Source organism: Pseudomonas sp. PSPC2-3 (genome assembly GCF_049898265.1).
Taxonomy (GTDB): domain Bacteria; phylum Pseudomonadota; class Gammaproteobacteria; order Pseudomonadales; family Pseudomonadaceae; genus Aquipseudomonas; species Aquipseudomonas veronii.
In genome coordinates this window covers 84,605-101,115 of the sequence record NZ_JAFCXJ010000006.1, presented here as the reverse complement: position 1 = coordinate 101,115, position 16,511 = coordinate 84,605, and the positions used below count along the sequence as shown (strand labels likewise).

Genomic DNA, 16,511 nt, shown 5'->3' with positions numbered 1-16,511 from the left:
TTTTTCGCCGGCAAGCCGGCTCCTACAGGTGGGTTCGCAGCTGTGCGTTTCTGTAGGAGCTGGCTTGCCAGCGAAGGTCGTTAACGATGACGCGCATCGCCAGGATGAACCCGGCGCCTGGGCGTTTTTCGCCGGCAGGTTCGCAGGTGTGCTTTTCTGTAGGAGCTGGCTTGCCAGCGAAGGTCGTTAACGATGACGCACGTCGCCAGGATGAACGCGGCGCCTGGGCGTTTTTCGCCGGCAAGCCGGCTCCTACAGGTGGGTTCGCAGCCCTGCGTTTCTGTAGGAGCTGGCTTGCCAGCGAAGGTCGTTAACGATGACGCGCATCGCCAGGATGAACGCGGCGCCTGGACATTTTTCGCCGGCAGGTTCGCAGGTGTGCTTTTCTGTAGGAGCTGGCTTGCCAGCGAAGGTCGTTAACAATGACGCGCATCGCCAGGATGAACCCGGCGCCTGGGCGTTTTTCGCCGGCAAGCCGGCTCCTACAGGTGGATTCGCAGGTGTGCTTTTCTGTAGGAGCTGGCTTGCCAGCGAAGGTCGTTAACGATGACGCGCGGCGCCAGAATGAACGCAGCGCCTGGGCGTTTTTCGCCGGCAGGTTCGCAGATGCGCTTTTCTGTAGGAGCTGGCTTGCCAGCGAAGGTCGTTAACAATGACGCGCGTCGCCAGGATGAACGCGGCGCCTGGACGTTTTTCGCCGGCAAGCCGGCTCCTACAATCGGTCGCGGCTAGACGGACAAGTAGCGGCTGATGGTTGCCTCGTCCACCCGGTCCCGGGTTTCTTCGATCACGAAGCGGCCCTTTTCGATCACCAAAAAGCGGTCGGCGATTTCCAGGGTGAACGACAGCACCTGCTCCGAGACCACGATGGTCAGGTCCCTTAAGTTGCGAATCTCCTTCAGCGTGCGTGCGATGTCCTTGATGATCGACGGCTGGATGCCCTCCGTCGGTTCATCCAGCAGCAGCACCTTGGGGTTGGTCGCCAGCGCCCGCGCAATCGCCAACTGTTGCTGTTGCCCGCCGGACAGGTTGCCGCCCTTGCGCGACTGCATGTCGTAGAGCACCGGGAACAGCGCGTACAAGTCCTCCGGCACCTTGCCCCGCGCCGAGGCCGGCAGGCCGGTCTGGATGTTTTCCAGCACCGTCATGCTCGGAAAGATCATACGGCCCTGGGGGACGTAGGCAATCCCGCGCTCAACCCGCTCATGGGTTTCCAGCGCGGACACATCGTGCCCGTCCACGCTGACCTGGCCTTTCCACTGCGGCAGGATGCCCATCAAGCTCTTGAACAACGTGGTCTTGCCCATGCCGTTGCGGCCCATCACCGCGACGATCTCGCGCTTGGCCACGTTCAGGTCCAGGTCGTGGAGGATCTGGCTCTGCCCGTAGCCGCAGGACAACTGGTCGATCTTGAACATGCCGGACTCCTCAGTGGCCCAAATACACTTCGATGACTTTCGGATTACTTTGCACCGACTCCATGCTGCCCTCGGCGAGTACCTTGCCCTGGTGCAGCACCGTGACCTTGTGGGCGATGCTTTTGACAAACTCCATGTCGTGCTCGATCACCAGCACCGAGCGGCCCTGGCTGATGCGCTTGAGCAGCTCGGCGGTTTGCGCGCGTTCGTTGACGCTCATGCCGGCCACCGGTTCGTCGAGCATCAGCAGCTCGGGGTCCTGCATCAACAGCATGCCGATCTCCAGCCACTGCTTTTGCCCGTGGGACAGCAAGTCCGCCTGTTGTTGCAGCAAATCGCCAAGGAAAATCTCCCGCGCTACCTCTTCCACCCGTGCGATCACCTGGGCATTGCGCTTGAAAAACAGCGCACCCCAGACCTTGCGGCCCGCCGGGTAAGACATCTCGAGGTTCTCGAACACCGTGAGGTTTTCGTAGATCGACGGGTTCTGGAACTTGCGCCCGACCCCGGCGCGCACGATGTTGTATTCGCGCATCGTGGTCAGTTCCTGCCCGTCGAACTGGATGCTGCCGCTGGTGGCGCGGGTCTTGCCGCAGATCAGGTCGAGCACCGTGGTCTTGCCGGCACCGTTGGGGCCGATGACCACGCGCACTTCGTTGCGGTCGATATACAGGTTGAGGTTGTCGACCGCCTTGAAGCCGTCGAATGACACGGTAAGACCTTCGATGGCCAGCACCGGTTTGTTCATTTCAAAGCCGACGGCGGTCATGGCTGGGTCTCCAGGATTTTGCTTTCAGTCTTGGGCTTGACCACCGGCGCCACGGCTTGCACCGGTGGTTGACGGCGCAGCAGCCGGGCCAATGCCTGCCGACCATGGCTGTCCCACAAGCCGGCCAGGCCATTGGGGAAGTACATGACCACGGCGATGAACAGCCCGCCCATCAGGTACAGCCACAGCTCGGGAAAGGACTCGGAAAAGTAGGTCTTGCCATAGTTCACCAGCAGCGCGCCATACACCGCGCCGAGCAGCGACATGCGCCCGCCCACGGCGGCAAAGATCACCATCTCGATCGACGGCACGATGCCCACGAACGACGGCGACATAAAGCCCACCTGCAACGCGAACATGGCCCCGCCAATCGCCGAGAACGCCGCGGCCACGCAGAACACAAAGATCTTGAAGCTGGCCACGTCATACCCGGAAAAGCGCACGCGTTCTTCCTTGTCGCGCATCGCCATCAACAACCGGCCAAGCTTGGACGCGAGGATGAAGCGGCCGATGAAGATGCAGCCGAACAGCAACCCGGCGTTGATGAAGTAGAGGATCAGCTTCGCGCTGTCGGTGCGCAGGTCCCAGCCGAGCAGGGTCTTGAGGTCGGTGATGCCATTGACGCCGCCGGTCAGCCCTTGCTGGCCGACGATCAATACCGTGAGGATCAGCGCAATCGCCTGGGTCACGATGGAGAAATACACATCGCCCACGCGCCGCTTGAACAAGGCCATGCCGATAATGAATGCGAGCAGCACCGGCACCGCAATCACCGCCACCAGGGTAAAGCTGAAACTGTGAAACGGTTGCCACAACCAGGGCAGTTCGGTGATCTGGTTCCAATCCATGAAGTCCGGGATGCCCGGCGTGGACTGGATCTTGGTGCTTTCCGGGTCGGACGCTTCCAGCTTGAGGAACATCGCCATGCAGTAGCCGCCGACGCCGAAGAACACGCCCTGCCCCAGGCTGAGAATGCCGCCATAGCCCCAGCACAGCACCAGCCCCACCGCGACAAACGCGTAGGTCAGGTACTTGCCGACCATGTTCAGGCGAAACGCATCCAGGGTCAGGGGGAACACCACGAGAATCAGCAGCGCCAGCAGCGCGATGCCGATCAGGTTTTGCTGGCCGCCCAGCAGCTTGTCTAAAGCCTTCATCTGCTCGCCTCTACTTGCGCACTTTGATGGAGAACAACCCTTGCGGGCGCAGCATCAGGATCAGAATCACCGAGGACAAGGTCAGCACCTTGGCCATCGAGCCACTGAGGAAAAACTCCGACAGCGATTGCGTCTGGGCGATCACGAACGCCGAGGCAATGGTGCCGAACAGGCTTTGCGCGCCGCCGAACACCACCACCAGAAAGGTGTCGACGATGTACTGCGAACCCGCCGTCGGCCCGGTGGAACCGATGGTGGTGAACGCCGCACCGGCCACCCCGGCCACGCCGCAACCGAGGGCGAAGGTCATGCGGTCGACCTTGCGCGTATTGATGCCCACCGCGCGGCTCATCAGGCGATTCTGCACCGTCGCACGCACCTGCAGGCCCCAACGCGAGCGGTACAGCATCAGGAAGATCGCCGCCGTCAGCAGCACGGTCAGGGCCATCATGAACAGGCCGTTACGCGGGATTTCAATCGCGTCGGTGAAGTTCACCGAGCCCATCAGCCAGGCCGGCGGCTCGGCGCTGACCTCCCGAGCGCCGAACACCGAGCGGAAGGTTTGCTGCATCACCAGGGACAGGCCCCAGGTTGCCAGCAAGGTATCCAGCGGCCGCTTGTACAAGCGGCTGATCATCGCCCATTCCACCAACCAGCCCACCGCGCCGGCAACGAGGAACGACAAGGCAATGGCGAAGAAGAAGTAATAGGGTTGAAAACTCGGCGCAAAGTGCGCGGTGAGGCTGGAACACACGTAGGTGGTGTAGGCGCCGATGGTCAGGAATTCTCCGTGGGCCATGTTGATCACGCCCATCTGGCCGAAAATGATCGCCAGCCCCAACGCCATCAGCAACAGCACGCAGAACACGGACAAGCCGTTGAACCCCTGCATCGCCGCGATGGCTCCAAATTCCGATAGCCATTCCATGATGATGGTCTCCTGAGAGCGGGAGGTGATAGTTGGAATGCGATGTGCTTTTGCTCTATGTGGGAGGGGGCTTGCCCCCGATAGCGGTGGTTCAGTTATAGAAATGTCGACTGACACTCCGCCATCGGGGGCAAGCCCCCTCCCACATTTGAATCGGTGTGCTTGAAGCTTATTGGTAACCCTTTGGAAACGGATTCGGTTCGATCAGATCCGACTCGTAGATCACCTTGAACTGGCCGTTGGGCTGCACTTCACCGATGCGCGACTTGCTCCACAGGTGGTGGTTCTCGTGAATCTTCACGTAGCCTTCGGGCGCGGTTTTCAGTTCGATACCCGGGGAGGCGGCGACGACTTTATCCACGTCGAAACTGCCGGCCTTCTCCACCGCCGCTTTCCACAGCCATGGGCCGAGGTAAGCCGCCTGGGTCACATCGCCGATCACCGCATCCTTGCCGTACTTGGCCTTGAAGGCTTCGACGAAGGCTTTGTTGTTCGGGTTGTCCAGGCTCTGGAAGTACTTCATCGAGGCATAGAAGCCGGCCATGTTTTCGCCGCCGATGCCGAGCAGTTCGTCTTCGGTCACCGACAGGGTCAACAGGGTTTGCTTGGACGCATTCACGCCCGCCGCGTTGAGCTGTTTGTAGAACGCCACGTTGGAACCGCCCACCACGGCGGCGAAGACCACGTCAGGCTTTTTCAGCTTGACCTTGTTGATCAGCGAACCGAACTGGGTGTTGCCCAGCGGGTAGTAGTCTTCGCCGACCACGGTGCCGTGCAGTACGTTTTCAATGTGCTTGCGCGCGATCTTCATCGACGTGCGCGGCCAGATGTAATCGGAGCCGACCAGGTAGAAAGTCTTGGCGCCTTTGGTCTTGGCGATCCAATCCAGGCTGGCGAGGATCTGTTGGGTGGCTTCCTGCCCGGTGTAGATCACGTTTTTCGACTGTTCCAGGCCTTCGTAGAAGGTCGGGTAGTAGAGCAGGCCGTTTTCTTTCTCGAAGATCGGCAGCACGGCTTTACGCGAGGCCGAGGTCCAGCAGCCGAACACGGCGGCGACTTTGTCGTTGACCAACAGCTTCTTGGCCTTTTCGGCGAAGGTCGGCCAGTCGGAGGCGCCGTCCTCCTGGATCACTTTGATCTGGCGTCCCAGAATCCCGCCCGAGGCGTTGATTTGCTCGATGGCCAGGCGTTCGGCCTGGATCGAGCCGGTCTCGGAGATAGCCATGGTGCCGGTGGCCGAGTGCAACTGGCCGACGGTGACTTCGGTCGGCGTCACGGCCAGGCCTTCGTTGTCGGCCAGCACGCCCTGGCTGAACAGCGCGGCCGCCAGCAACGACAGGGCCAACAACGGTTTGGAGCGGATCAATCGTGGTTCCATGGGGCGACTCCTCTGCAATGAGGGCTCCAGCATGGCGGCAGCGGGCCAGCGCGGGTATACGCAGCCTGACGTAACGCAGTACGTCATTTGACGTATGCCGTTGCGCACCAATGCAGGGCAGGATCGCGTCCGCCCAGCCACCGCTGACCCATGTGGGAGGGAGCTTGCTCCCGATGGCGGTGGGTCAGTCAACTGATTGGCGACTGACACAGCGTCATCGGGAGCAAGCTCCCTCCCACATTTGGCTCCCAGCGCAGTCGAGGGCATGGAACTTGCTCACTCCCTTCGTCCACTCTGCGGAGCCTCACCATCGTGCAATCCCCTCCCGGCACCCAGCGCATCGTCAAGATCCGCCGCGACTACAACTCTTGGGTCGCCGACGAGACCATGGAAGACTATGCCCTGCGCTACACCCCCAAATCCTTTCGCAAGTGGTCGGAGCTGCGCATCGCCAACACCGCCCTGGGCGCGGTGTCGTTCCTGGCGCTGGAGGCGATCGGCGGCGTCTTGGTGCTGAGTTACGGCTTCACCAACACCTTCTGGGCGATCCTGGCCATCAGCCTGGTGATCTTCCTCACCGGCCTACCCATCAGCTATTACGCCGCCCGCTATGGCGTGGACATGGACTTGCTGACCCGTGGCGCCGGCTTCGGCTATATCGGTTCAACCATCACCTCGCTGATCTACGCCAGCTTCACCTTCCTGTTCTTCGCCCTGGAAGCGGCGATCATGGCGCTGGCACTGGAGTTGTATTTTCATATCCCGCTGGCCTTCGCCTATGTGATCTGCTCGCTGCTGGTGATTCCGCTGGTGGCCTACGGCGTCACGCTGATCAGTCGCCTGCAACTGTGGACCCAACCGCTGTGGCTGTTTTTGCTGGTGTTGCCCTATGGCTTCGTGTGGTGGAAAAACCCCGACGCGTTCAGCGACTGGACCAGCTTTGTCGGGCGCAGCGGCGACGGCGGCGGTTTCAACCTGCTGGCGTTCTGCGCCGCCTGTACCGTGGCGCTGTCGCTGGTGACGCAGATCGGCGAGCAAGTGGACTACCTGCGCTTTCTCCCGGAAAAGACCGCCGCCAACCGCAAGCGCTGGTGGGCCGCCCTGCTCTGCTCCGGCCCCGGCTGGATTATCCCCGGCGCGTTGAAGATGTTTGGCGGCGCGTTCCTGGCGTTCCTTGCCCTGCAACATGAAATCCCCATGGAACGCGCCGCCGAGCCGACCCAGATGTACCTGGTCGCCTTCCGTTATGTGTTCAGCTCGCCGGAGTGGGCCCTCGGCGCCATGGTGCTGTTCGTGTTCATCTCGCAGATGAAGATCAACCTGACCAACGCCTACGCCGGCTCCCTGGCCTGGTCGAACTTCTTCGCCCGCGTCACCCACAGTCACCCCGGGCGCGTGGTGTGGCTGGTGTTCAACGTGGCCATTGCGTTGATGCTGATGGAGCTGGGCGTGTTCGACGTGATCGATCAGGTGCTGGGGCTGTACGCGAATATTGCGATTGCCTGGATCGGGACATTGGTCGCCGACCTGGTGATCAACAAGCCCCTGGGACTGTCGCCCAAACACATCGAGTTCAAGCGCGCGCACCTCTACGACATCAATCCGGTGGGTGTCGGCTCGATGCTGATTGCCTCGCTGCTGTCGATCCTCGCTCACTTCGGCCTGTTTGGCGCCCTGGCCCAGGCCGCGCCGCCCTTCGTCGCCCTCGGCACGGCGCTGGTGATGGCGCCGCTGTTGGCCTGGATGACCCAGGGCAAGTACTACATCGCGCGCACCAGCGACGCCCAATTGATTCACCCGGTGGCACCCGCCACCCATGCGGTCTGCGGGCTGTGCAGCAACCCGTTCGAGACGGCGGACATGGCGTTCTGCCCGGCCTACAGCACGCCCATCTGTTCGTTGTGTTGCTCATTGGATGCGCGCTGCGGCGACCGTTGCAAACCCCATGCGCGGCTGGTCAGCCAGTTTGAAGGCGTGCTGCGCCGGTTGCTGCCCAACAGCCTGATGCCGCGCCTGCATACGCGGCTGGCCCATTACCTGGGGCTGTTATCGGTGCTGGTGCTGCTGCTCGCCGGCGCCCTGGCCTTGATCTACGTGCAGGCGGCCCAGGGTTTGCCGCATTCCGAGACCTTGTACCAGGCGTTCTTCAAGGCCTTCCTGACCCTGTCGGTGCTGGCCGCCGTGCTCGCCTGGTGGGTGGTGCTGACCCGCGAAAGCCGCCGCGTCGCCCAGCAGGAATCCGACCGCCAGACCCTGCTGCTGATGCAGGAAATCGACGCCCACAGCCTCACCGACCAGGCCCTGCAACAGGCCAAGGAAGCCTCGGAAGCCGCCAACGCCGCCAAGAGCCGCTACGTCACCGGGCTGTCCCACGAGCTGCGCACACCGCTGAACAGCATCCTCGGTTTCACCCAGATCCTGCAGCGCGACAGCGCCATGCCCGAGCAGCACCAGGACGCACTGGCGACCATCCTGCGCAGCGGCTCGCACTTGCTGTCATTGATCGACGGCCTGCTCGACGTGGCCAAGATCGAGGCCGGCAAATTGCGCCTGGAACTCACCGAAATCCCCTTCCCCGAACTGATCCACGACCTGGAGCAGATGTTCACCCCCCAAGCCCAGGACAAGGGCCTGCGCTTTCGCCTGGACTGCGTCGGCAAGATCCCCGCAGTGGTGCGCGGTGATGAAAAACGCGTGCGCCAGATCCTGATCAACCTGCTCGGCAATGCGGTGAACTTCACCGACAGCGGCGAAGTGTGCCTGCGGGTCAGCTACATGCGCGAGACCGCCAACTTTGAAATCATCGACACTGGCATCGGCATCGACCCCGGGCAGATCGAGCGGATCTTCCAGCCGTTCGAGCGCGGCGACCTGATGCGCCAGGACAAAGGCGTAGGCCTGGGGCTGACCATCACGCGCATGCTCACCGCGCTGATGGGCGGCGAACTACGCGTTACCAGCGAGCTGGACAAGGGCACCTGTTTCCAGGTGCGCCTGTTCCTGTCCCAGGTGCGCGCGCCGCAGGCGGTGGTGCATGTGGAACACGACATCATCGGCTACCAGGGCGCACGCCGGCGCATTCTGGTGGTGGACGACCATGTGGACCACCGCAAGGTGCTCAGCGGCATGCTCACACCTCTGGGCTTTGAGGTGATCCAGGCGAGCAACGGCCAGGATGCGATTCGCCAGGTCGCGCTGCTAGCGCCGGACCTGATCCTGATGGACCTGTCGATGCCGACCCTGGACGGCCTGGAAACCAGCCGGCTGATCCGCCGCAATGCACTGTCCACCGCGCCGATCATCGTGATCTCGGCCAACGCCTTTACCGACGACCGCGAACGCAGCATCGCCGCCGCCTGCAACGACTACCTGGCCAAGCCGGTGCGTACCCCGGAGCTGCTCGGACGCCTGCAACAACACCTCGGCCTGCAATGGCTGCGGCGCACCAAAACCTTCGTCGCGCCGCCACCGCCCAGCGTGCTGCCGAGCGCCGACGACCTCGCCGTGCTCGCCGAACTCAGCGCGATCGGCTACGTGCGGGGCCTGCACGAAAAACTCGACACGATCCTCGAACGCCGCCCGGACGCCGCACCGTTCATCAGCAAAGTGCGCGGGTTGCTCAAGGGTTTCCGCCTGGATGAACTCAACCGAACCCTCAAGGAGGCCGAAGATGAATGTACTCACCCGTAGCACTGAACCCGGCGTGGTACTGATCGTCGACGACACCCCGGACAACCTGGCCATGCTCTCCGACGCCCTCGACGACGCCGGCTACATGGTGCTGGTGGCGCTCGACGGGCTCAGCGCGCTGAACCGCGTGCAACGCCGGCGCCCGGACCTGATCCTGCTGGACGCGATGATGCCGGGCCTGGACGGTTTCGAGACCTGCCGCCGGCTCAAGGCGTTACCTGCCAGCGCGGACATCCCGGTGGTGTTCATGACCGGGCTGACCGACAGCAAGCATGTGGTGCAAGGCTTTGAAGTGGGCGGCAGCGACTACGTGACCAAGCCGATCCAGACCGACGAGGTGCTGGCGCGCGTGGCGGCGCATTTACGCACCTCGCGCATCCTGCTGTCGGCGCGGGCGGCGACGCAACCGAGTGTGTTGACCCTGGAGGATGAGCCGGCGCACAAGCTGTTGTCGGCACGCTTTCAACTGACCGAGCGCGAGGTCGAGGTGCTGCGCTGGGTGGCGTGCGGCAAGACCAATCGGGACATCGGCGATATCTTGGGGCTGAGCCCGCGGACGGTGAACAAGCACCTGGAACATGTGTATGTGAAGTTGGGGGTGGAGACGCGCACGGCGGCGACGTCGGTGGCCTTGGCCGCGATGAGCCCGAGCCGGGCGCCCATGTTGGCGACGTTTTAATGTGGGAGCTGGCCAGTGCCCGCATCGGCTTGTCGTTGCTTGTGTACGCCAGCCAGTTCGGCGTCATCCTCGATGAGTTGTTCAACCGGGCCGAAACAGCGGCGCATCACCGTCACCAGCTCCGGATCAAAATGCACGCCCGATTGTTCAAGAATATAGGCCTGCGCCCGCTCAGGGCTCCAGGCCCGCTTATAGGGACGTTCCATACGCAACGCATCATAGACATCACACAACGCGACAATCCTTGCCGACAGCGGAATGTCCTTTCCGGCAAGCCCTTGCGGATAGCCGCTGCCGTCCCATTTTTCATGGTGACCGTAGGCAATGTCCGCGGCCATATCGGTCAGGTCCGTGGCGTGTGCATCTTGCAGGATTGCATGGCCGATGCGCGGATGCTCCATCATCTGCTGGCGTTCCGGCACGGTTAATGGGCCTTCCTTGTGCAAGATCCGATCAGGAATGCCGATTTTCCCCAAGTCATGCATCGGCGCCGCCAATCGAATCAGCTCGCACCACCTCTGCGGCATACCGATTGCTTCGGCCATCAAGGCCGCGGTTTCGCCAATGCGCAATACATGGGCGCCCGTTTCATCATCGCGATAGCAGGCCGCGCGACTCAATGCGCGGATCATGGCGCAATAACTTTCCTGCAACTGAGCGGTGCGCTCAAACACCCTTTGCTCCAACTCGCTGTTCAGGTCTTGCAGTTGGCGGGTGGCATGGGACAAGCGCAGAGCGTTGCGTATGCGCAATAGCAGCTCAGGCAAATCCAACGGTTTGGTCAGATAATCGTTGGCCCCCAGTTCAAGGCCGAGACGGCGGCTTTGCGGCTCGCTCAATGCCGTCAAGATAATCACGGGAGACCTTGAGCGATTGCGATCGCTGAGTTGGCGCAGAATCTCAAACCCATCGGGCGCGGGCATATCCAGATCCAATAGCAGCAGATCCCACGGTTGCTCTTTGAGCCAAACCAGCCCGCTGGCCGAGTCGGCGAAACTCAAGACGTTGCGCAAACCAAAGGCTTTCAGGCTGGACTCCAGCAAGCGCAGGTTCGCAGCCACATCATCGATAATCACAATTCGGGTATCGGCGGGGATATCACTGAACATTCGGTTTCTCCACTTGCATCATCGCGCGTATGAGTTCGCGTAGCTCATTGGGTTCCAGCGGTTGTTTAAGCACTGCTTGAAACTCACACCCCAACGTCGCGAGCAGGTGTGGTGATGTACACAGCAGAATAAGAAGGATTTGATCGCCACCTGGCAAACGTCGTAACCGCGACAGCGCATCGGTCAAGTCATTTCCCAGTAAGTCACAGTCAATCAGCATGACGTCCGGCGCCGTGTCGCGCCGTACCTGCTCCAGACACTGCGCAAGCGTTCCGTGGCGCAGGTCCACCATGCCCGTCAACGTGTCTTCAAGACAGCGCAGCGTCTCGTCGTCCTGCCCCACGAAACACAGCGAGAGCAAGCGCTTGTGGACCTTGGGTGCCGCGATGCCTTGGGGCAGATCGACCCAAAAGCGACTGCCGACACCCGTTTCGCTGATGAGCCCCATGCTGCCGTTCATCAACGTGGCGAGTTCTCGGCACAACGCAAGGCCGATACCGGTGCCTTGGATCGCGGTGTTTTCCTGGCCCAAACGCTGGAACGGCTCGAACAGCGCGCCTTGCAGGGCTGCGGAAATACCTGCGCCACCATCTTCGACAAACACCCGCACGCGCCCCTTGCCATGGAGTTCAGCCCCCATGAACAAGCGAGCGTGAGGGCGGTTGTACTTGATGGCGTTGGACAGCAGGTTCAGCAGGATCTGGCGCAGGCGCCTGGCATCGGCCAGCACACTCAGCGCGGGGCTCGTCGACTGCAACTCAAGGTCAAGACCCGCAGCCTTGGCCTGGGAACGGACCATTTCGGCACATTCGCGCATCAGTCCGTCGACCTCCAGGACACGCATCTGCAAGCGCGGCGCCTCCGCCTGCAGGCTCGACCAGTCGAGCAAATCGTCGACCAGGTGAGCCAGGTGCTGGCTGGCGCCCAGGATCTCATCAAGGGATTTGGCCTCCTCCTGCCCATCGGCCACTTGCAGGCGCAATAACTGGGCGAATCCATGAATCGAATTCAGCGGTGTGCGTAATTCGTGGCTCATGCTGGAGATAAAACGCGACTTCGCCTTGCTCGCCCCTTGCGCTTCAAGGGTACGGCGACGCAGATCCTCTTCAACCTGTTTAAGCGTGTCGATATCGACAAACGTACCTGCGGATAAACGCATGCGCGCATCGAGAGACTCGATCAGGCGTCCACGGCACAAAAACCAGATCGGCGAGCCATCGGGCCGCAATAAACGTAACTCCAGGTCGATCACCGATGCGGCGCCGGTGCGCAACGCGTTGAGCGCCCGATCAAGCGCCTGCACATCTTCGGGGTCGACGTGATCGTAAAAACAGAAGCGCTCCAGTTGGCACGCCGGCACCCCGAAACGGGTGCAGAACGCTTCGCTCAACGACAGGCGATCAGTATCCAGGCGGTATTCCCAGAGCCCGGCGGTGATGCTTTCAACGACAAGATTGAGGCGGTTCTGCGCCGCGTTGCGCCGTGCTTCACTGGATGACAGTTGGGCGCCCATTGACAGCACGTTGCCCGCCATTTCATCCAGCTCACGAATGCTCGAACGCGCGCGCTGCGGGAGCCACTGGCCGTGACCAATTTGCTGCAGCATGTCTCTGATATCGCGGATCGGCCGCCGCAGGCTATGGCTCAATTTGCGCGCACGAATCCACATGTAACTGAAGAATGCGAGGTAAAACATCACCAGGCCGGCAATCATCAAATAGCCGATGTTGCGGTAATGGAGCGCCAAGCTGTTCGTGGCCGCCATGACGTCTTCTTCATCGGCGACCGCCAGCAATCGCCAGCCCGCCGGCTTCACTTCGGCCCATGCGACCAGATGGGTGCGCCCGTTGAGCACGACTTCGGCGCTGCCACGACTATTGCGCGCGACAGCGGCCGCCAACTCCCGAGGGTCCACCGCGTCGATCAGATTTGAACCCGCAAGGTTGACCGCGCCTTCATTCGTGGCCTTCGACCCCGAACCACTCCAGTTGCCTTTTTCAAAGTCATGTTCGGCTTCGGGCGGTAACACCATGATCTTCATGTCCGCGCCGACGAGCATCAAGTACCCGCCCCACGGCACCTTAAGCGTGGAAATTTCTTTCAGCAGATCGCCCACGGTGATATCCAGCCCGACCACGCCTTCGAGAAAGTTGCGCTCATAAACAGGCGCAATCGCGGACATCATCAAGCCATGACCCGCCGGGTCGAGGTAGACGTCAGTCCAGCGAACCCCTCGCTGCGGGTTATGTTCGGCATCGGCCAGATAATAAAAGTTATAACCGGGTATCTGCATATCATGCGGATATTGTTCATCGGCACGAATCCACGGATAAATCCGGTTGTAACTGTCCCACGTATTGAAATAGACACTGGCGACCATCGGTTCATGATCTTTGATCGCACGCATCAATGGGTCGAGGCTGGACAACCTCTGCACTTTACCCAGGTTCTGTTGCGCGACAGGTGTGACCGACGAGTAGAACGACGCCGCTCCGCCCAGGTCTTTTCCGCTGTAAAGAGCCCCATCAGCAGAAGTGCTTAATGTTTCACTCAAGGGTGTTGAAGCGGCACGCAGTGAGTTAGCCGTCATATCCGCAAATAGCTGAGTGACATCGGCGATGTGGGTTAATTGATCTTGAATGATTCGGGTGTTCTGGTCGGCAGTTGCGCCAAGGCTTTCAATTGCACTGCGTTCCAAATAATCGAGTTGCGATACACGGATCGCCTGATTGGTCAGCAGGTAACAAGCAATCAGAATCGTCTCCACCAGGACCAACGGGATTAATGCACTCTGCATGAACGCCCGCCAGATCCACTGACGCAAGCCTATTTGAGAAGAGCTTTCATTCACTACCAGCACTCCTGCAAATGGCATCAGCCTGTTATTTGAATAGTGGCAATACGATGTCAAAAAAACGATAGCTCATCCGGTGAAGCGTTTCCATACTTTTTATGAGGGCAATCATTGAAAATGACTGGAGCGCTGTACTGCGCGCCGCAAGCGAAATGGAAGAATCAAGCGCGGCGGTCAATCGTCTGCTGACTGGGCTTGGCTCGCATCAAGGCGGATAAATCCAGGGCAAACAGCTTCCGCGTTTAGGCAGACACCATCGCACCAAGCAAGAGTGGCATGAGGTCGTATTCGCCTGGCATACGTGCTCCCATACTTGCCGGTAAGATTACTCGCCGCAGGCCTTATCGATCAGGCTATGATCGCGCTCTATGAATCGGATATGCCCCATGACTTATGGCCGTTGACCTACAAGCGCTCTACCCCAAACTGATCCATCTGATGTTGGATACAGTGTTTGTGGTTGATAGAGACGACCACATTGTTTTTGTGAGTGATGCCTGTGAGGCCCTGCTGGGTTACCGTCCTGACGAGCTGAACGGCACCCCTATCACCCGCTATATGCATCCTGAAGACCTGGCTAGCACACGGGACTCGATTGCCCGCGTCATGAATGGTCAATTCCACTTCGATTTCCGCAACCGTTACATCCGTAAGGATGGAGGCGTCGTGTACATCCTGTGGGCGGCATTCTGGTCGGAAGAGGTTGGTGCAAGGATTGGAGTCGCACGCAACGTGACGGCTTTGACTCAGGCCGAGGAGGAGTTACGTTTCCTCGCGCATCATGATCCGCTGACAAAACTAACCAACCGCTCGATTTTCAGTGATCGACTGAAATCTGCCCTGCACGTCGCGCACCGTCACAATAGTCAGTTGGCTTTGCTGTTTCTGGATATCAATGACTTCAAGAGTATCAATGACGTCCATGGCCACGCCGCGGGGGATCGTATTCTTTGCATGATTGCCCGACGTCTAGAAAGCTGCATACGTGAGACGGATACCGTGGCCCGGATGGGCGGCGATGAATTTACGGTGCTGTTGACCGATATCCAGTCGAGAGACGCCATTTCCAAGAAGTTAGAACAGATTCACAACGTCATGGCTGCGCCACTACCGCCTGAATTCGGCGCACTCAAGATGCCGTCGTGCAGTATCGGCGTTGCCTATTATCCCGAGGACGGCAAGGATGCCGACACACTGCTCACCTACTCGGATAATGAAATGTACCGGATGAAAAGGCATCGTTTTTTAGACAATAAAGAGCCCGGTACATAAATCAAACTCAAGAAGTGCGTCCGCCCGGCCAAGTCATCCAGCGGACGGCGCAAAACCAAGACACGGTATTCACTTACGTGGTCACCCGCCCATCAGATGAGAAATCGTCGAGGGCAGTTGAGTGGTTGGATCAATCCGAGGCAGGTGCGGGTTCTTGCTTCGGTTGGCTCTTGCTGAGAACGAACCACACCGCTAAACAAATAAGCCCGCCGCCGTAAAAAAGTTGTTGCAGTAGTTAAGGGGAAAAGGCCAGTTATACGGAAGCCATGGTGGACGCCTCTAAGTCTGGAGTCTCACCGTAAGGGTGTTCGAAATGTACCCGCACTCCGATTCTTGCTGCCGAAAACGGATGTGCGTCAAGGGGCTTGGACGCTACGCTCTGGAGCTGGCGCGCTGCAGGTCTCGGTATCTGGATGACTTACCCACCAAAGGTCTGTGAGGGCCGGCGCAGTGTCGGATCAAACGGATTGATCCGGGGCCCGATCGCCGCCGCTTCGCGCTTGAGCAACTCCACCACCATCGGCAAGCGACTCGGCCCCAATCGGTCGCTGATGGTCGCCACGCTCAATGCTGCCACCGCATGGCCGTCCCGGTTCAGGATCGGCACCGCCAATCCCGCCATGCCTTCCAGCACACCGGTATTGCGCGCCGCATAACCCAGATTGCGCACGTTCTCCACTTCCGAACGCAACAGCACCTCGTCATACAGGTGAAAATCCTTGAGCCTTGGCAAGTTGTAGCGGATCACCGTCTCGCGCTCTTCCTCCGGTAAAAAGGCCAGGATCGCCAGGCTACCCTGCCCCACGCCCAATGCCACGCGCCCGCCGATATCACCCGTGAAAGTACGAATCGGGTACGGGCCTTCGCTGCGGTCCAGGCAGATCGCATCAAAGCCGCTGCGCGCCAGCAAAAACAATGAATCCCCCAGGGACGCACTGAGGCGCAGCATGCTCGGCCTTACCAGGTCGCGCAGGTTGCCGGTCTTGCCCGCGTTCGCCGCCAGAGCGAAGAACTCCAGGCTCAGGCGATAGCGTTTGCTGCGCGCGTCCTGCTCGACCATACCTTCATCCATCAGGCTGCGCAGCAGGCGGTGGGTGGTGGGTTGGGACAGGCCGACCTGTTGTGCGAGCTGAGTCACGCGTTCGCCGCCGTCGGGCACGCCGCCCAAGGTACGCAGCAATGCGAACAAGCGAGACACGCCGCCCGCACCCACTTCCTTGGTATTTTCATTCCGCTCAGTAGAATTCATAGCGTGTT

11 protein-coding genes are annotated in these 16,511 nt (G+C 60.4%); 3 read left to right on the top strand and 8 right to left on the bottom strand.

Annotation, left to right across the window (positions count from 1 at the left end):
* Window positions 1-728 precede the first annotated feature (728 nt).
* The 5 genes from urtE to urtA all read right to left on the bottom strand — a co-directional run bounded on the left by urtE (window position 729) and on the right by urtA (window position 5,650).
* On the bottom strand, window positions 729-1,418 hold the full coding sequence (urtE, locus tag ACP7E3_RS15135; RefSeq protein ID WP_046383753.1) for an urea ABC transporter ATP-binding subunit UrtE: 690 nt from the start codon (window positions 1,416-1,418) through the stop codon (window positions 729-731).
* Between the two features lie 10 nt (window positions 1,419-1,428).
* On the bottom strand, window positions 1,429-2,187 hold the full coding sequence (urtD, locus tag ACP7E3_RS15130; protein ID WP_046383754.1) for an urea ABC transporter ATP-binding protein UrtD: 759 nt from the start codon (window positions 2,185-2,187) through the stop codon (window positions 1,429-1,431).
* Window positions 2,184-3,344, bottom strand: a complete 1,161-nt coding sequence (gene urtC / locus ACP7E3_RS15125; protein WP_169865601.1) for an urea ABC transporter permease subunit UrtC — start codon at window positions 3,342-3,344, stop codon at window positions 2,184-2,186. The genes urtD and urtC overlap by 4 nt, the downstream gene beginning before the upstream one ends.
* Window positions 3,345-3,354: 10 nt before the next feature.
* Complete coding sequence (urtB, locus tag ACP7E3_RS15120) at window positions 3,355-4,272, bottom strand: urea ABC transporter permease subunit UrtB (RefSeq protein ID WP_010564283.1); 918 nt, start codon at window positions 4,270-4,272, stop codon at window positions 3,355-3,357.
* 169 nt (window positions 4,273-4,441) lie between these two features.
* Complete coding sequence (gene urtA, locus ACP7E3_RS15115; RefSeq protein WP_024074866.1) at window positions 4,442-5,650, bottom strand: urea ABC transporter substrate-binding protein; 1,209 nt, start codon at window positions 5,648-5,650, stop codon at window positions 4,442-4,444.
* A gap of 312 nt (window positions 5,651-5,962) precedes the next feature.
* Between urtA and ACP7E3_RS15110 the strand changes: the two genes are divergently transcribed.
* Window positions 5,963-9,340 (top strand): ATP-binding protein, encoded by a 3,378-nt coding sequence (locus ACP7E3_RS15110; RefSeq protein WP_177029931.1) that lies wholly within the window; start codon window positions 5,963-5,965, stop codon window positions 9,338-9,340.
* Window positions 9,321-10,019, top strand: a complete 699-nt coding sequence (locus ACP7E3_RS15105) for a response regulator (RefSeq protein WP_079443614.1) — start codon at window positions 9,321-9,323, stop codon at window positions 10,017-10,019. The genes ACP7E3_RS15110 and ACP7E3_RS15105 overlap by 20 nt, the downstream gene beginning before the upstream one ends.
* Here the strand turns inward: ACP7E3_RS15105 and ACP7E3_RS15100 are convergent.
* On the bottom strand, window positions 10,016-11,128 hold the full coding sequence (locus ACP7E3_RS15100) for an HD domain-containing phosphohydrolase (RefSeq protein WP_102617898.1): 1,113 nt from the start codon (window positions 11,126-11,128) through the stop codon (window positions 10,016-10,018). The two genes, ACP7E3_RS15105 and ACP7E3_RS15100, sit on opposite strands and share 4 nt — an antisense overlap.
* Window positions 11,118-13,979, bottom strand: coding sequence for an ATP-binding protein (locus ACP7E3_RS15095; RefSeq protein WP_318533472.1), 2,862 nt, complete (start codon window positions 13,977-13,979; stop codon window positions 11,118-11,120). Before ACP7E3_RS15095 ends, ACP7E3_RS15100 begins: the two co-directional genes overlap by 11 nt.
* A gap of 396 nt (window positions 13,980-14,375) precedes the next feature.
* Between ACP7E3_RS15095 and ACP7E3_RS15090 the strand changes: the two genes are divergently transcribed.
* Entirely contained in the window at window positions 14,376-15,254 is an 879-nt protein-coding gene (locus ACP7E3_RS15090) for a GGDEF domain-containing protein (protein ID WP_046383760.1), read from the top strand.
* Between the two features lie 418 nt (window positions 15,255-15,672).
* On the opposite strand, the gene ACP7E3_RS15085 is transcribed toward ACP7E3_RS15090, so the two are convergent.
* Window positions 15,673-16,503, bottom strand: coding sequence for an IclR family transcriptional regulator (locus tag ACP7E3_RS15085; RefSeq protein ID WP_046383761.1), 831 nt, complete (start codon window positions 16,501-16,503; stop codon window positions 15,673-15,675).
* Window positions 16,504-16,511: the final 8 nt, after the last annotated feature.